A 16,344-nucleotide genomic window follows, 5' to 3' on the forward strand; every position below is an offset into this window, starting at 1 on the left:
GGAGGGTTACATGGACAATATCGAACAACGCGTCAAGAAAATCGTGGCTGAACAGCTTGGCGTGGCCGAGGCAGACATCAAGAACGAATCGTCGTTCGTGAATGACCTCGGTGCGGACTCGCTGGACACGGTTGAACTCGTGATGGCGTTGGAAGATGAATTCGGCATGGAAATTCCGGATGAGGAAGCCGAGAAGATCACGACCGTGCAACAAGCCATCGACTACGCCACCGCGCACGTCAAGGCTTAAGCCGTCGTCATCATATTCCGAGCCACAGAAGGCGCATGGACGGGGCCGTCACGGTCCTGTCATGCCGTTTTCTGTGGCTTTCGTCTGTTCGAAGAAGCTGTATCGGAAAGGTATCTGGCCAACTGCCCTATGACATATGTCGGCAGCCCGCGCCGGGTCCTGAAGCATTCCGGTTCCACTTCACGCACTCGTAGGAAAGAATAGTGAGCCGTCGTCGCGTCGTCGTCACTGGGCTCGGCCTTGTGTCTCCGGTCGGAAACACGGTTGCCGAAGGCTGGGCCAATCTGGTTGCCGGCAAGTCCGGCATCGCCACCGTCACCAAATTCGATCACTCCGCCCTGGCAGTTCATTTTGCCGGCGAGGTGAAGGGCTTCAACGCCGAGGAATACATCCCGGCCAAGGAAGCCCGCAATATGGATACCTTCATCCATTTCGGCATTGCGGCTGGTTCGCAGGCGCTGAAGGACAGCGGTCTGGAAGTGACCGACGCCAACGCCGACCGCGTGGGCGTGCTGGTGGGCTCGGGCATCGGCGGCCTGCCGATGATCGAGGACACGCAGATGACGCTGGCCAACCGCGGCCCGCGCCGGATCTCGCCGTTCTTCGTGCCGGGGTCGATCATCAACATGATCTCGGGCCACCTGTCGATCATCCACGGCCTGAAGGGTCCGAACCTGGCGGCCGTGACGGCCTGCACGACCGGCCTGCACAGCATCGGCCTGGCCGCCCGCCTGATCCAGGCCGGCGACGCCGACGTGATGCTGGCCGGCGGCGCCGAGTCGACGGTCTCGCCGCTGGGTATCGGCGGCTTTGCCGCGGCGCGCGCGCTGTCCACCCGCAACGAGGACCCGGCTACCGCGTCGCGTCCGTGGGACAAGGACCGCGACGGCTTCGTGCTGGGCGAGGGCGCCGGCGTGATGGTGCTGGAAGAGTACGAATCGGCCAAGGCCCGGGGCGCCCGGATCTACGCCGAGCTGGTCGGATTCGGCATGAGCGGCGACGCGTTCCACATGACCGCCCCCAATACGGACGGCCCGCGCCGTTGCATGGTGGCGGCCCTGAAGGACGCCGGGGTGAATCCGGACGAGGTGAACTACCTGAACGCGCATGGCACGTCGACGCCGCTGGGCGACAAGAACGAGTCCGACGCGATCAAGCTGGCGCTGGGCGACGCCGCCTACAAGGTGGCCGTCAACTCGACCAAGTCGATGACCGGCCACCTGCTGGGTGGCGCGGGCGGCCTGGAATCGGTCTTCACGGTGCTGGCGCTGCACAACCAGGTGTCGCCGCCGACGATCAACATCTTCAACCAGGATCCCGAGTGCGACCTGGACTACGTGGCCAACACCGCGCGTGACATGAAGATCGACGTGGCCGTGAAGAACAACTTCGGCTTCGGCGGTACCAACGGCACGCTCGTTTTCCGCCGTATCTGAACGCGCGGCAGCCGTCGCGCGGGACCGGGCCCTTCGACCGGAGGGCCCCGGTCTCCATTCCGCATGTTCCCGGTTCGTTCCCTGCCGCGGTTGCACGCCGGTGCAACCGCGCAACCCGGCAAGTGAACCAATTTGCGTCTCCGCGGTCACAGAATGCGCTTTGCGACACCCAGCGGCGCCCCGATCGTAGGTAAAATACAACGCTTGTCGTGACGACGAAACCAAGAGATACACTGCAGCAGGTGAACCATTCGTGAGCGAACGCGAAGCCGATCAGCTTCTAGTTGAACGCGTCCAGCAGGGCGACAAGAAGGCCTTTGAACTGCTGGTGGTCAAGTACCACCGGAAGATCATCCGCCTGATCTCGCGCCTTGTCCGGGACCCCGCAGAAGTGGAGGATGTGGCGCAGGATGCCTTTATCAAGGCCTACCGTGCCCTGCCCCAGTTCCGGGGGGAATCCGCCTTCTACACGTGGCTGTACCGGATCGCTGTCAACACCGCCAAGAACTACCTGGCGACCCAGGGGCGCCGTCCCGAAGCCTCCAGCGATATCGATGCCGAAGAGGCTGAAACTTTTGCGGACGGTGAGCAACTAAGGGATATCAATACGCCGGAGTCCATGCTGCACACGCGCCAGGTTGCCGATACGGTAAACCGCGCGATGGAAGCATTGCCCGAGGAATTACGTACCGCCATCACGCTGCGCGAGATCGAAGGCCTCAGCTACGAGGAAATCGCGGAGGCGATGGGGTGTCCGATCGGCACGGTGCGCTCGCGGATTTTCCGGGCGCGCGAGGCGATTGCGGAAAAATTGCGGCCCCTGCTGGGAACGGCAGAGGGCAAGCGGTGGTAAGTAAGAATGTCGTGCAGCCAGCGTTGCAGCCTATTCCTGCATCGATAAACGACAAGCGGTAGTGACGGGATTTATCGGTGTTTCATGGAATTTCTTGGGGTTGGAAATGGGTCAGGCTCATAAGCAGTCGGTTCATGTAATGGAAGCAGCGGAGCAGGTCTCCATCCTGATGGATGGTGAGCTGACGGCGCACGAAGTCGACGCGGCGCTCGATATCGCGAAAGACGATAGCGGGATGGCCGACTGGTCGATGTATCAACTGATCGGTGACACGCTGCGCTCGGAAGAGCTGTCGCACGCGGGGTCCACCGGCGATTTTCTTTCCCGGTTTTCTGCCCGGCTCGAGGCCGAACCGCACGTGCTGGTGCCGGCGGTAGCCGCCGCGCGCCGCCACCGCCTGCTGGTGCGCCCGTCGTGGGTGCGCCGCGTGGTGCCCGGTACGGCAATCGCCGCCGCCGTGGCCGCGGTGAGCTGGGTGGTTGTGCCGCAGATGCGCGGCACGGGTGACGTGGGCGCGCCGGACGCCATCGTGGCGCGCGCCGACCAGCAGCCTGGCAGCGCGATGAAGGCCGGTGCGCCGGTCGCGGCCGCGCCGGGCGGCATCGTCACCGTCTCCGCCGACAGCGCGCAGATGATCCGCGATCCGCGGCTCGACGAATACCTGCGTGCGCACCGCACGTCGGTGGCGACCGACGCCTTTGTGCCGACCATGCGCACGGTGGCCAACGGTGCCAACTTCTCCCAGGATAATTCGCAGGAATAATGCCGGACATGCATAAAGGACGGTCGCCCGTAAATGTAGCGGGCGTACATGGAAGGAAGGGCCTGCGCAGGTCCTTTTTTCTGGCCTTGTGTCTGACTGCTGCCGCGGCCACCGCGCAGCCGTCGGACAGCACGCTGAACCGACGCGATGCCACCGCGTGGCTCAACAAGATCCATCGCGCCGCCCAGCGCGAGAACTACGTCGGCACGCTGATCTACCAGCGCGGCAGCGTCATGCATGCCTCGCGTATCCAGCATTACAGCGACCTCGCGCACAACGAGTACGAACGCCTGGAGACCCTGGACGGCAAGCCGCGCGAGGTGCTGCGCCAGAACGACGTCGTGCATAGCCTGATTCCCGAGGCGAAGCTCGTCGTGGTGGAGAAGCAGGAGGCGAAGGACCGCTTCCCGGCGCTGCTGGCCACGAACAAGAGCGACGTGCTCGATCTGTACGACATGCGCAAGCTGCCGGCGGAGCGCGTTGCCGGTGTCGAGTGCGAGGTATTCGCGCTGGAGCCGCATGATTCGGCCCGGTATGCCGTGCGCCTCTGGGCGGACCGCAACTCCGGCCTGCTGATGCGCGCCCAGACCATCGGCGAAGGCGGCAAGGTGCTGGAGCAGGTGGCGTTCTCGCAGGTCGACATCGGCGTGCCGTCGGACAAGCAACGCATCCTGAACGCCATCAAGGCTGCGGCGTCGTGGAACCACTACGAGGTCAGCTACCAGTCGGCCAATATCGCCGACGAGGGCTGGACCATCAACACCCCGATCAAGGGGTTCCAGAAGATTCGCGAAGTCCGCCGCCCGCTGGGCGAATTGCGGACCCCGCCGCAGGGCAGCAAGCCCGCCGGCGTGTTCGAGGTGCTGCAGGTGGTGTACAGCGATGGGCTGACCGGCCTGTCGGTGTTCATCGAGCCGGTCTCGGAACAACGTGCCCGCCGCGAAGGCGTGGCCTCGCTCGGGGCGACCCAGGTGGTGGTGCGACGGGTGTCCGACTACTGGATCACCGTGGTCGGTGAAGTGCCGGCCGCCACCGTCAAGCAGTTCGCAGCCGGCGTGGAGTACCGCCCGCCCAAGGCGTTACACTGAGCCAGTTCCTGGTGTGTCGGCGGGGCAGCGAATCCCGCGCCGCACCACCAGGCCGTGCGCTTCGCAGGCGCCCCCGGCCAAGCCTGCCGCGAAGCAACCGTTTCTCGCTGATTCTCCCGGGAGTTCGTCGATGATTTCCAGATCCCCAGCCCTGGCGCGGGCCATGGTCATGGTGGCCATGCTTGTGCTTGGTCCGGCCGTATCCGAACTGGGCCACGCCCAGGCCGCGGCCTCGAATTACAACCTGCCCGATTTCACCGATCTGGTCGAAAAGGCGAGTCCCGCCGTGGTCAATATCCGCACCACGGAGCGCGTGCGCTCGCGCGGCAATTCTCCCGAGGACGACGAGATGGCGGAGTTCTTCCGCCGCTTCTTCGGCGTCCCGATGCCCGGCACGCCCACGCCGCCGCGCCGCGGCCAGCCGCAGACGCCGCCCCAGGGCGAAGAGCAGAGCCGGGGCGTGGGGTCGGGGTTCATCATCAGCGCCGATGGCTACGTGATGACCAACGCCCACGTCGTGGCGGACGCCGAGACCATCTACGTCACGCTGCCCGACAAGCGCGAATTCAAGGCCAAGCTGATCGGTTCCGACAAGCGTACGGACGTGGCGCTGCTCAAGATCGAGGCGAGCAACCTGCCGCGCCTGGCGCTTGGCGATTCGGACAAGATCCGGCCGGGCGAGTGGGTGCTGGCCATCGGCTCGCCGTTCGGACTCGACAACAGCGTGACCGCCGGCATCGTGTCGGCCAAGGGCCGCGATACGGGCGACTACCTGCCGTTCATCCAGACCGACGTGGCCGTGAACCCCGGCAACTCGGGCGGGCCGCTGATCAACTTGCGCGGCGAGGTCATCGGGATCAACTCGCAGATCTACAGCCGCAGCGGTGGCTACATGGGCATTTCGTTCGCGATTCCGATCGACGAGGCGATGCGCGTGACCGAGCAGCTCAAGACGAGCGGCCGGGTGACGCGCGGCCGGATCGCCGTGGCGATCAGCGATGTGTCGAAGGAAGCCGCCGACTCGCTGGGCCTGGGCCGGGCGCGGGGCGCGCTGGTCGGCAGCGTCGAACCGGGCGGTCCGGCGGAAAAGGCTGGTATCGAGGCCGGCGACATCATCCTGAAGTTCAACGGCCGCGACATCGAGAAGGCGTCCGACCTGCCGCGCATGGTCGGCGATACCAAGCCGGGCACCCGCGTGCCGCTGCAGGTGTGGCGCAAGGGCCAGACGCGCGACGTGCAGATCACCGTGGCCGAGCTGGAGCCGGATGGCGCCAAGTCCGCCGCCCGCAAGGGGGATCGCCGTGGCAACAGCGGCGGCGAGGAGCAGCAGGCCGCCAAGCCGAACGCGCTGGGGCTGGTGGTCAGCGACATTGCCGAGACCAAGCTGCGCGAGCTGAAGATCAAGTCTGGCGTGGAGGTCGAGACGGCCGACGGCCCGGCGGCCCGCGCCGGCATCCGGCCCGGCGACGTGATCCTGCGCGTCGGCGACACCGATATCACGGGCGCGCGCCAGTTCAACGAGTTGGTCAAGGGGCTCGATCGCAACCGGATGGCCGCCGTGTTCGTGCGACGCGGCGACGCCACCCAGGTGCTGACGCTGCGTCCGAGCCAGAGCCGTTAAGGCGCTGGGGCACGGAAATGGCCCGTTTCGGGCCGTTCGTCGGCCAGGAAATCGCGCCGGAGGGCATCTCCGGCGCGTTTTTTCTTGGCGCGTGCGCGAGGCGCCATGCCGGACGGCGGCCGGCGCGCCACGCGCCACCCATTTCCCGCGACGGAAGTCCTTGAAACTACTGTAAAATCGCGGATTGGCGCAAAATCCTGCGCCCCTCCTTTCTTGCCGCGCCCGCGCCATCTGACTTGCCGGGCCGCGCTGGCGCTTTCCAGATCATTAGATGGACCATATTCGTAATTTTTCGATCATTGCCCACATCGACCACGGTAAATCGACCCTGGCCGATCGGATCATTCAGCGCTGTGGCGGGCTGTCGGATCGGGAAATGGAAGCGCAGGTGCTCGACTCGATGGACATCGAGAAAGAGCGCGGCATCACGATCAAGGCCCAGACCGCCGCGTTGAGCTACAAGGCGCGCGACGGCCAGGTCTACAACCTCAACCTCATCGACACGCCGGGCCACGTCGACTTCAGCTATGAAGTCAGCCGCTCGCTGTCGGCGTGCGAAGGCGCGCTGCTGGTCGTCGATGCGTCGCAGGGCGTGGAAGCGCAGACCGTGGCCAACTGCTACACCGCCATCGAGCTGGGCGTGGAAGTGGTGCCGGTGCTGAACAAGATCGACCTGCCGCAGGCCGATCCGGACAACGCCAAGCAGGAAATCGAGGACGTCATCGGCATCGACGCGAGCGACGCCACGCCGTGCTCGGCCAAGACCGGCCAGGGCGTGGAAGACGTGATCGAGGCGCTGATCGCCAAGGTGCCGCCGCCCAAGGGCAACGCGGACGCGCCGCTGCAGGCGCTGATCATCGACTCGTGGTTCGACAACTACGTCGGCGTGGTGATGCTGGTGCGCGTGGTCAACGGCACGCTGCGTCCCAAGGACAAGATCCTGCTGATGGCCACCGGGGCGCAGCACCTGACCGAGCAAGTGGGCGTATTTTCGCCAAAATCGATCCAGCGCGACGCGCTGACGGCCGGGCAGGTGGGCTTCGTCATCGCCGGCATCAAGGAACTGAAGGCGGCCAAGGTCGGCGACACGATCACCACGATCCAGCGCCGCGCGGAAGCACCGCTGCCCGGCTTCAAGGAAGTCAAGCCGCAGGTGTTTGCCGGCCTGTATCCGGTGGAAGCCAACCAGTACGAAGCGCTCCGCGAATCGCTGGAAAAGCTGCGCCTGAACGACGCGTCGCTGCAGTTCGAGCCGGAAGTCTCGCAGGCGCTGGGCTTCGGCTTCCGCTGCGGCTTCCTGGGCCTGCTGCACATGGAAATCGTGCAGGAACGGCTGGAGCGCGAATTCGACATGGACCTGATCACGACCGCGCCGACCGTGGTCTACCAGGTCCAGTTGCGCGACGGCACGATGGTGACGGTGGAAAACCCGGCCAAAATGCCCGATCCGAGCCGGATCGAGGCGATTCTGGAACCGATCGTGACCGTCAACCTGTATATGCCGCAGGATTATGTCGGCTCGGTGATCACGCTGTGCACGCAGAAACGCGGCTCGCAGATCAACATGAGCTACCACGGCAAGCAGGTGCAACTGACGTACGAAATTCCCATGGCGGAAATCGTCATGGATTTCTTCGACCGGCTGAAATCGGTGTCGCGCGGTTATGCGTCGATGGATTACGAATTCAAGGAATATCGTCCGTCCGACGTGGTCAAGGTCGACATCCTGATCAACAGCGACAAGGTCGACGCGCTGTCCGTCATCGTGCACCGCTCGAACTCGCAATACCGCGGGCGCGAGGTGGCGGCCAAGATGCGGGAAATCATTCCGCGCCAGATGTACGACGTGGCCATCCAGGCCGCCATCGGGTCGAACATCATCGCGCGCGAGAACGTCAAGGCGCTGCGCAAGAACGTGCTGGCCAAATGCTATGGCGGCGATATTTCGCGGAAAAAGAAACTGCTGGAAAAGCAGAAAGCCGGCAAGAAGCGGATGAAGCAGGTGGGCACGGTGGAAATCCCGCAGGAAGCCTTCCTGGCCATCCTGCAGGTGGACGACAAATAAGCGTCGCCAACCGGCCGGAACCTCCGAGCGATACCAACAAAATAGACATCACTCCAAGCCGTCATGAATTTTGCACTGATCCTTTTCGTGCTGGTCGTCATTACGGGCATTGCCTGGGTTGCTGACAAGCTGGTCTTCGAACGCCAGCGCCGCAGCGTGACACAACTGGCGCTGGCCGAGTTCGACTCGCAGCGCCAGTACATGCAGGCTGGGCAGGGCACCGCCGATCTGGATCGCTCGCGCGCCAGGCTGGCCGAGGAAAAAATGCGCCAGCCGTGGTGGCTGGAATATTCGGCGAGCTTCTTCCCGGTCATCCTGGCCGTATTCGTGCTGCGCTCGTTCGTGGTCGAGCCGTTCAAGATTCCTTCCGGGTCGATGATCCCGACGCTGCTGATCGGCGATTTCATCCTGGTGAACAAGTATGAATACGGCATCCGGCTGCCGGTGGTGAACAAGAAGGTCGTCGATATCGGCGAGCCGCAGCGTGGCGACGTGATGGTGTTCCGTTACCCGAAGGACGAATCGCTCGACTACATCAAGCGCGTGATTGGCGTGCCGGGCGACGTGGTGCGCTACGAGAACAAGAAGCTGACGATCAATGGCAAGCCGGCCGAATACAGCCAGTTGCCGGAATACCTGGACGAGGAACGGCTGGCCTACTCGAAGCATTTCACCGAAAAGCTGCCGGGCGGCCCCGAACATGGCATCCTGAACGACGCGGACCGGCCGGCATTCGTGGCGGGCGCCGATCCGGATTTTCCGTTCCGCGATAACTGCACTTACAATCAGCAGGGCCTGACGTGCAAGGTGCCGGAAGGTCACTATTTCGTCATGGGAGATAACCGTGACAACAGCCTCGATTCCCGTTACTGGGGGTTCGTGCCGGACAAGAATATCGTCGGCAAGGCCTTCATGATCTGGATGAATCTGGGCAATTTCGGGCGCGTGGGGTCGTTCAAATAAGCAGTTGGCGGCTCCAGGCGGCGCAAAACACTCACTAAAGAGGGCAGCGCGATGGGTCAGCAGTTTGGGGTTAATCGGGGGAAAGTCCGTGCTTTGGTGATCGATAGATCACGTGGATTTTCGTTGGGGTCGATGCTGGTCGTCGTCATTCTGATTGCGGCGGTCGCATTGCCGGCACTGAAATCGTTACCCAGTGCCATGGAATATTTCTCGGTCAAGCGCGCGATCAATTACGCCCGTGACCGGGCCATGAACCGCAAGGACGTGGCCGCCAATTTCGACAGGCAGGCCCAGATCGACAACATCACCTCGATCCGGGGTGAGGATCTGGACGTGAACGAGGACGAAACCGGCCGAATCCGGTCCATCGGCTTCGAATACCGGACCGAAGTGAAGGTCTACGGACCGTTGAGCTTTTTGATTACCTATTCGGGAACGCAGTAAAGACATGACCCTCGACGCCTTGCAGCAACGTCTCGGCTACCGATTCAGCAAGCCCGAATTGCTGCAGCAGGCGCTCACGCATCGCAGTCATAATGCGCAGCACAACGAACGGCTGGAATTCCTGGGCGATTCGGTGCTCAACTGCGCGGTGGCGGACATGCTCTACGGCATGTTCGGCAAGCTGGACGAGGGCGACCTGTCGCGCGTGCGCGCCAACCTGGTCAAGCAGCAGGCGCTGTACGAGATTGCGCAGATGCTGCAACTGTCCGACGCGCTGCGCCTGGGCGAGGGCGAACTGAAGAGCGGCGGTTTCCGCCGCCCCTCGATCCTTGCCGATGCGCTGGAGGCCATCGTCGGCGCGGTCTTTCTCGATAGCGGATTCGACGCCGCCCGGGCGCTGATCCGCAAGCTGTATATCCCCATTCTGGAGCAGGTCGATCCGCGCACGCTGGGCAAGGATGCCAAGACGCTGCTCCAGGAGTACCTGCAGGGCCACAAGATTGCCCTGCCGCAGTACAACGTCATAGCCACGCACGGCGCGGCGCACAGCCAGCAATTTGAAGTCGAGTGCATCGTGCCTAAACTGGAGGTGCGCGTGTTCGGCACCGGCGCGTCGCGCCGGGCGGCCGAGCAGGCGGCGGCCAAGCTGGCGCTGGACGAAGTCCAGAAGCTGGTGCCGCAGTTGCTCAAGCGCAGCCGTGCCGAACGCACGGGCAAGACGCGCAAGCAGCCGGTGCCGCCGGATCCCCAGTTGTCTCTCAGGTTGAAGGAATGACCGATTCTCTCCCTCCGCAGCAGGATGCTGCGGACCCGTCCGGTGCCCCGGCTTTCCGCTGCGGCACCGTGGCCATCGTTGGCCGCCCCAATGTCGGCAAATCCACGCTGATGAACGCGCTGGTCGGCCAGAAGGTCAGCATCACGTCACGCAAGGCGCAGACCACGCGCCACCGCATCGTCGGGATCCAGACCACGGACGACGCCCAGTACGTGTTCGCGGACACGCCGGGCTTCCAGACGCGGCACGCCAGCGCGCTGAACCGGTCGCTGAACCGCGCCGTCACGTCGACGCTGTCTTCGGTGGATGTGGTGCTGTTCGTCGTGGAAGCCGGCTATTTCGGCCCCGATGACGAAAAGGTGCTGACGCTGCTGCCGAAGAACGTGCCCGTGCTGCTGGTCTGCAACAAGCTCGACCGCATCGGCGAAGGCCGCTATGAAGTGATGATGCCGTTCCTGGAGCAGATGGGGCAGCGCTTTCCGTTCACGGAAGTGGTGCCGATGTCGGCCAAGACACGCGACCACATCCAGCGGCTGCTGGCCATCATCCGCCCGTTCCTGCCCGAAGGCGAGCCGATGTACGACGTCGACGCCATGACGGACCGCAGCGAGCGCTTTCTGGCGTCGGAAATCATCCGCGAGAAGGTGTTCCGCTGGACCGGTGACGAACTGCCGTACACGAGCACCGTCGTCATCGACAAGTTCGAGACCGAAGGCCGGCTGCGTCGGGTGTTCGCCACGATCCTGGTCGAGCGCGACGCCCACAAGGCCATGATCATCGGCAACAAGGGCAGCAAGCTCAAGCAGATCTCCACCGAGGCGCGCCTGGACATGGAAAAGCTGTTCGACGGCAAGGTCTACCTGGAGATGTGGATCAAGGTCAAGAGCGGCTGGGCCGACAACGAAGCCGGACTGCGCGCCTACGGCTACGAGTGAGCAAGATGCCCGACGTGCGCCGCGCCGCCGCGCCGCGTGCGCGCAGTGCCGATCCGATTGCCGAGGAAGCGGCCGAGGTGCTGGAGTCGGGCGGCATTCCCGCGCTGAACCCGGCCGTGGCCGCCGGCCGCGAGATGATGGACCGCGCCATGCGGATCGTGCCGGCGCGCTCCGAACTGCGCGTCAGCAACGAGGCCGGCTTTGTGCTGCATGCCTACCCGTACCGCGAAACGAGCCTGATCCTGGACGTGTTCACGCGCGACCACGGGCGCATGGCGATGGTCGCCAAAGGCGCCAAGCGCCCGCATTCGGCGCTGCGCCCGGTGCTCCAGCATTTCCACCCGATCGCGCTGTCCTGGACGGGGCGGGGCGAGGTCAAGACGCTGACCAAGGCCGAGTACGTCGGCGGCATGCTGCCGCTGGCCGGCGATGCGCTGCTCTCGGGCTTCTATCTCAACGAACTGCTATTGCGTTTCTGCCCGCGCGAAGACGCGCATCCGGCGTTGTTCAAGCACTACATGATCACGTTGACGCGGCTGGCGCATGGCGAATCGGCCAGCCTGGTGCTGCGCAGCTTCGAGCGGGTGCTGCTGCAGGAAACCGGCTTTGCGGTGGCGTTCGACCAGTGCACCAAGACCGGCGAGCGCGTGCAGGCGGGGCTGGACTACGTCTACCAGCCCGAGCGCGGCGTGCGGCGCGCGCAGGCGAGCGATCCGTCGAGCTGGCCGGTGGTATTGGGCCAGACGCTGCTGGACATGGCGCAGGACGACTACGGCCGCGCACAAACGGTTACGCAAAGCCGCGCGCTGATGCGGTTCCTGCTGCATTATTATCTGCAGGGCGAGCCGCTGAAGACGCGCCAGATCCTGATCGACCTGCAGTACCTTTGATTTCCCTTATCCCGAGCAAGCCGGCATGATTTTCCACGCGCATCCCGGGGTCATCGACCTCGGCATCAATATCGATCACGTTGCCACGCTGCGCAATGCGCGCGGCACGGTCTATCCCGATCCGATCCAGGCCGCGTTGCAGGCCGAGGAAGCCGGCGCGGACCTGATCACGCTGCACCTGCGCGAGGATCGCCGCCACATCCGCGACGCCGACGTGCGCGCGCTGCGGCCCCGGCTGGCCACGCGCATGAACCTGGAATGCGCGATCACCGCCGAGATGCTCGACATCGCCTGCGAGATCAAGCCGCAGGACGTTTGCCTGGTGCCTGAGAAGCGCGAGGAAGTGACCACCGAAGGCGGGCTCGACGTGGCCGGTCACTTCGAGCAGGTCAGCGCCGCGTGCCGCCAGCTGGCCGATGCCGGCATCCGCGTCTCGCTGTTCATCGACGCCGATGCCGACCAAATTGCCGCCGCGGCCGCCTGCAAGGCGCCCGTGATCGAGATCCATACCGGCGCCTACGCCGACGCCCACACGGCCGAGGCGCAGGAAGCCGAATTCCAGCGCGTGGCGCAGGGCGTCGCGGCGGGCCAGAAGCACGGGCTTGTCGTCAACGCCGGCCACGGCCTGCACTACACGAACGTGCAGCGCATTGCGGCGCTGCCCGGCATCCAGGAACTGAACATCGGCCACGCGGTGGTGGCCCACGCGGTCTTCGTCGGCTGGCAGAACGCCGTGCGCGAGATGAAGGCGATCATGGTCGCCGCCCGGCTGGGCACCCGCTATCCGGTGCCGGGGCAGGCCGCGTGATCTACGGCGTCGGCACCGACATCATCCAGATCGACCGCGTCCAGGGCGTGATGGACCGCACGCGCGGCCGCTTTGCCGAAAAGGTGCTCGGCCCGCGTGAACTGAAGGTCTATCACGCGCGCAAGGCCCGCTCGGAAAAGCGCGGCCTGGCGTTCCTGGCCACGCGCTTCGCCGCCAAGGAGGCGTTCTCCAAGGCCATTGGCCTGGGCATGCGCTGGCCGATGACGTGGCGGGCCATGGAGTTGCTGAACCTGCCGTCGGGCGAGCCCACGCCGCAATGCACGGGCGAGCTGGCCGACTGGGTGAGGGAACGCGGCCTGACCATCCGGGTCAGTGTCAGCGATGAACATGACTACGCGGTCGCCTTCGCGATCGCCGAGCGGACCGGCCAGCCCGGCCCGCTGCCTGAAACAGCCTCGAACTGAACGAACATGAACAAGAAATTGACCGGCAAGCACCCCGGCCCGGTGGTGCTCGACGTGGTAGGCAAGCAGCTCAACGCGGAAGATGAACGGCGCATCGCCCATCCGCTGACCGGCGGGGTGATCCTGTTCGCGCGCAACTTCGAATCGCGCGCCCAACTGGTGGCCCTGACCCGCGCGATCCGCAACGTCCGCGAAGACGTGCTGATCTGCATCGACCACGAAGGCGGCCGCGTGCAGCGCGCCAAAACCGACGGCTTCACGCACCTGCCGGCCATGGCCAGGCTGGGCCAGCTCTGGGACCGCGACGTGCTGCTGGCCACCAAGGCGGCCATCGCCTGCGGCTACGTGCTGGCCGCCGAACTGCGTGCCTGCGACATCGACCTGAGCTTCACGCCGGTGCTGGACCTGGATTTCGGGCGCAGCGGCGTGATTGGCGACCGGGCGTTCCATGCCGATCCGCGCGTGGTGACGATGCTGGCCAACCACCTGACGCACGGCCTGCTGCTGGCTGGCATGGCCAACTGCGGCAAGCACTTTCCGGGGCACGGCTACGTCGAGGCCGACTCGCACGTGGCGGTGCCGGTCGACGAGCGGACGCTCGACGAGATCCTGGCCCACGATGCCCGGCCGTACGACTGGATGGGCCAGGCGCTGGCATCGGTCATGCCGGCGCACGTGATCTACCCGAAGGTGGATCCGAACCCGGCCGGCTTCTCGCGGTTCTGGCTGCAGGACGTGCTGCGCACCCAGCTCGGCTTCGAGGGCGTGATCTTCAGCGACGACCTGAGCATGGAAGGCGCCAGCGTGGCCGGCAGCGTCACGCAGGGCGCCCGCGCCGCGCTGGATGCCGGCTGCGACATGGTCCTGATCTGCAACAACCCGGACAAGGCCGACCAGTTGCTGACCGAACTGGAGGCGTCGATGACCAAGACGTCGCAGCGGCGCATCCGCAAGCTGTTCGGCCGCCGCAAGCCCCTGGACTGGAACAAGCTCGTGCAGGAAGGCGAGTACCGCGCGGCGCTGCGCTTGCTGAAGGACCTGGACCTGATCGCCTGATCGCCTGACCAGCCGATCGGTTGGCGCCCCCGGGGCGCCGGAACGCAAAAAGGGCAGCCGAAGCTGCCCTTTTTCATCGCGTGGCGCCAGACTGCTTAGTTGGCGCGGCTGCGGTATTCGCCGGTACGCGTGTCGATTTCGATCTTGTCGCCGATGTTGCAGAACAGCGGCACTTGCAGTTCGAAGCCGGTGTTGATCTTGGCGCCCTTGAGCACCTTGCCCGACGACGTGTCGCCCTTGACGGCCGGTTCCGTGTAGATGATCTCGCGGACCAGCGTGGTCGGCATTTCCACCGAGATCGCCTTGTCGTTGTAGAACACCACTTCCACGGCCATGCCGTCTTCGAGGTAGTTCAGCGCGTCACCCATGCTGTCCTTCTCGACTTCGTACTGGTTGTATTCGGTGTCCATGAACACGTACATCGGGTCGGCGAAGTACGAGTAGGTGCATTCGCGGCGATCCAGCACCACCACTTCGAACTTGTCGTCGGCCTTGAAGACGGACTCGCCCGGGGCATCCGTCAGCAGGTTCTTGTACTTCATCTTCACCACGGCGGCGTTGCGGCCCGACTTGTTGTATTCGGCCTTCTGCACCACCATCGGGTCGGAACCGATCATGAACACGTTGCCGACGCGGAGTTCCTGTGCGATTTTCATCTGAACTGTCTTCCTGAAAAAAATGGTCCGGGGATCGATGGATGCCCCGGCAACCGGTATGGCGATGGCGCGCAGCCGGCAGCTTGTCTGGCCTGAAAACCTGGCCCGCCATTAGCTCTGAAATCAACCGGCTATTTTACCCGATTTTCACTGAAGTCCACGAGATTCGCCGCCAGGTCGCCCAAGTGCTGCAATTGCCGCTGCCAGCGCTCCACGCCGGCCGCCAGGGCCGGCAACTGCGCCTCGAAGCCGGGCCAGTCGGGGCGCGTGCCATACCCGTTCCATGCGTGCGAAAGCGCGGTGAGCGTCGCGGATGCCTCCGGCGCCACCCCGGCGCGGGCAAAGCGCGTCAGCCAGGCGTCGAGCTTGACGTGGTGCGCGTGGTCGTCCTGCGGGTAGATGTGCCAGACCATCGGCCGGCCGGCCCAGTGGGCGCGCACGCATGAGTCCTCGCCGCGCACGAAATTGACGTCGCAGGCCCAGAGCAGTTCGTCGTAATGCTCCTGCCGCACGAACGGGATGCCGTGGATGGTCAGGCTGCCGCGGTGGTGCGTGGTGCACGGCGTCAGCGGGGCGCCCAGCCATTCGGCCACCTGCGTGGCGGCCAGCCCCTGCGGGACGAAGCATTCGATCGGGGTCGGGCCGTCGCGCCATTGGTCCAGCAGCGCCGGCGCGGCCGGGTTGGCATAGGCGAAGAAGCTGATCTTGAGCGTGCCCGGCGTGGGCCGGACGCCCAGGCGGTGCCAGAGCGTGGCCTGCGCGGCCGGGCTGGTGCGGAACGCATCGCGCGACGCGCCGATCATCGATTCGCGCAGCAGGCCGCCCGTGCCACGCGCAAAGCCCGGGAAGAAGAAGTACTTGGTCAGCGGCAGCCGGGGGTGCGGCGACGCCATCGCATGGTGCTCGCTGACCCAGTCCTCGGCGCTCAGGTATTCCAGGTTGAGCCAGACGGGTTTGCGCGGCGCGGCCGCCATGGCAGCCAGGAACGGCTCGGGCAGGTGGCACGCAAAGGCTTCGATCACGGCATCGTGCGGCGCGGGTGCCGCGAACGGGGCGTCGGGCCGGGCGTCCCAGCGATGCACGTCGACGCCGGCCAGGCGCTGCTGCACGGCCGTTGGGTCGATCTCGGGCGCCAGCTTGGCGAAACTGCCAAGATCGTCGACCCAGAGCCGCACCGCGTGGCCGTGCTCCTGCGCCAGCTGGCGCGCGAGCCGCCAGCAGACGCCGATGTCGCCGAAGTTGTCGATGACGGTGCAGAAGATGTCCCAGGAACGAATTGGCATGGCGAAAATTGGCCTACGGCTCGGATGGCGGCC

Annotated in this window: 17 protein-coding genes; 15 read left to right on the plus strand and 2 right to left on the minus strand. The window is 65.0% G+C overall.

Going from position 1 to position 16,344, the window contains the following annotated elements; genetic code table 11:
* Positions 1-10: 10 nt before the first annotated feature.
* The 15 genes from acpP (at position 11) to nagZ (ending at position 14,372) form a co-directional block, all read left to right on the plus strand.
* Complete coding sequence (acpP, locus tag EHF44_RS11230) at positions 11-250, plus strand: acyl carrier protein (protein ID WP_008644813.1); 240 nt, start codon at positions 11-13, stop codon at positions 248-250.
* A gap of 203 nt (positions 251-453) precedes the next feature.
* Positions 454-1,686 (plus strand): beta-ketoacyl-ACP synthase II, encoded by a 1,233-nt coding sequence (gene fabF / locus EHF44_RS11235; protein WP_124683815.1) that lies wholly within the window; start codon positions 454-456, stop codon positions 1,684-1,686.
* A 253-nt stretch (positions 1,687-1,939) separates the two neighbouring features.
* The gene (gene rpoE, locus EHF44_RS11240; RefSeq protein WP_092594264.1) at positions 1,940-2,539 is read left to right on the plus strand and encodes an RNA polymerase sigma factor RpoE; all 600 of its coding nucleotides are present in this window, start codon (positions 1,940-1,942) and stop codon (positions 2,537-2,539) included.
* 106 nt (positions 2,540-2,645) lie between these two features.
* Complete coding sequence (locus tag EHF44_RS11245; protein ID WP_124685080.1) at positions 2,646-3,302, plus strand: sigma-E factor negative regulatory protein; 657 nt, start codon at positions 2,646-2,648, stop codon at positions 3,300-3,302.
* Positions 3,303-3,310: 8 nt separating this feature from the next.
* Entirely contained in the window at positions 3,311-4,390 is a 1,080-nt protein-coding gene (locus EHF44_RS11250; RefSeq protein ID WP_124683816.1) for a MucB/RseB C-terminal domain-containing protein, read from the plus strand.
* A gap of 130 nt (positions 4,391-4,520) precedes the next feature.
* Positions 4,521-6,011 carry a DegQ family serine endoprotease gene (locus EHF44_RS11255; RefSeq protein WP_124683817.1) on the plus strand — a complete coding sequence of 497 codons (1,491 nt, stop codon included), beginning with the start codon at positions 4,521-4,523 and terminating at the stop codon, positions 6,009-6,011.
* A 271-nt stretch (positions 6,012-6,282) separates the two neighbouring features.
* On the plus strand, positions 6,283-8,076 hold the full coding sequence (lepA, locus tag EHF44_RS11260) for a translation elongation factor 4 (protein ID WP_124683818.1): 1,794 nt from the start codon (positions 6,283-6,285) through the stop codon (positions 8,074-8,076).
* Between the two features lie 63 nt (positions 8,077-8,139).
* Positions 8,140-9,039: a signal peptidase I gene (lepB, locus tag EHF44_RS11265; protein ID WP_124683819.1), complete on the plus strand. Its 900-nt coding sequence runs from the start codon at positions 8,140-8,142 to the stop codon at positions 9,037-9,039.
* 132 nt (positions 9,040-9,171) lie between these two features.
* The gene (locus EHF44_RS11270; RefSeq protein ID WP_253699806.1) at positions 9,172-9,483 is read left to right on the plus strand and encodes a DUF4845 domain-containing protein; all 312 of its coding nucleotides are present in this window, start codon (positions 9,172-9,174) and stop codon (positions 9,481-9,483) included.
* Positions 9,484-9,487: 4 nt separating this feature from the next.
* A complete protein-coding gene (gene rnc / locus EHF44_RS11275; protein ID WP_124683821.1) occupies positions 9,488-10,258 on the plus strand; it encodes a ribonuclease III in 771 nt (256 codons plus the stop codon).
* On the plus strand, positions 10,255-11,193 hold the full coding sequence (era, locus tag EHF44_RS11280) for a GTPase Era (protein WP_124683822.1): 939 nt from the start codon (positions 10,255-10,257) through the stop codon (positions 11,191-11,193). Before rnc ends, era begins: the two co-directional genes overlap by 4 nt.
* Before the next feature lie 5 nt (positions 11,194-11,198).
* Positions 11,199-12,083 (plus strand): DNA repair protein RecO, encoded by an 885-nt coding sequence (gene recO / locus EHF44_RS11285; protein ID WP_124683823.1) that lies wholly within the window; start codon positions 11,199-11,201, stop codon positions 12,081-12,083.
* Between the two features lie 25 nt (positions 12,084-12,108).
* Positions 12,109-12,891, plus strand: a complete 783-nt coding sequence (gene pdxJ, locus EHF44_RS11290) for a pyridoxine 5'-phosphate synthase (RefSeq protein WP_124683824.1) — start codon at positions 12,109-12,111, stop codon at positions 12,889-12,891.
* A complete protein-coding gene (acpS, locus tag EHF44_RS11295) occupies positions 12,888-13,316 on the plus strand; it encodes a holo-ACP synthase (protein ID WP_124683825.1) in 429 nt (142 codons plus the stop codon). The genes pdxJ and acpS overlap by 4 nt, the downstream gene beginning before the upstream one ends.
* 6 nt (positions 13,317-13,322) lie before the next feature.
* Positions 13,323-14,372, plus strand: a complete 1,050-nt coding sequence (gene nagZ, locus EHF44_RS11300; RefSeq protein ID WP_124683826.1) for a beta-N-acetylhexosaminidase — start codon at positions 13,323-13,325, stop codon at positions 14,370-14,372.
* A 95-nt stretch (positions 14,373-14,467) separates the two neighbouring features.
* Here nagZ and efp read toward each other — a convergent pair whose 3' ends face one another.
* Positions 14,468-15,028, minus strand: a complete 561-nt coding sequence (gene efp, locus EHF44_RS11305) for an elongation factor P (protein WP_124683827.1) — start codon at positions 15,026-15,028, stop codon at positions 14,468-14,470.
* Between the two features lie 131 nt (positions 15,029-15,159).
* Positions 15,160-16,311: an elongation factor P maturation arginine rhamnosyltransferase EarP gene (gene earP / locus EHF44_RS11310; RefSeq protein WP_124683828.1), complete on the minus strand. Its 1,152-nt coding sequence runs from the start codon at positions 16,309-16,311 to the stop codon at positions 15,160-15,162.
* Positions 16,312-16,344 lie beyond the last annotated feature (33 nt).

It is taken from the genome of Cupriavidus pauculus, assembly GCF_003854935.1.
Taxonomy (GTDB): domain Bacteria; phylum Pseudomonadota; class Gammaproteobacteria; order Burkholderiales; family Burkholderiaceae; genus Cupriavidus; species Cupriavidus pauculus_C.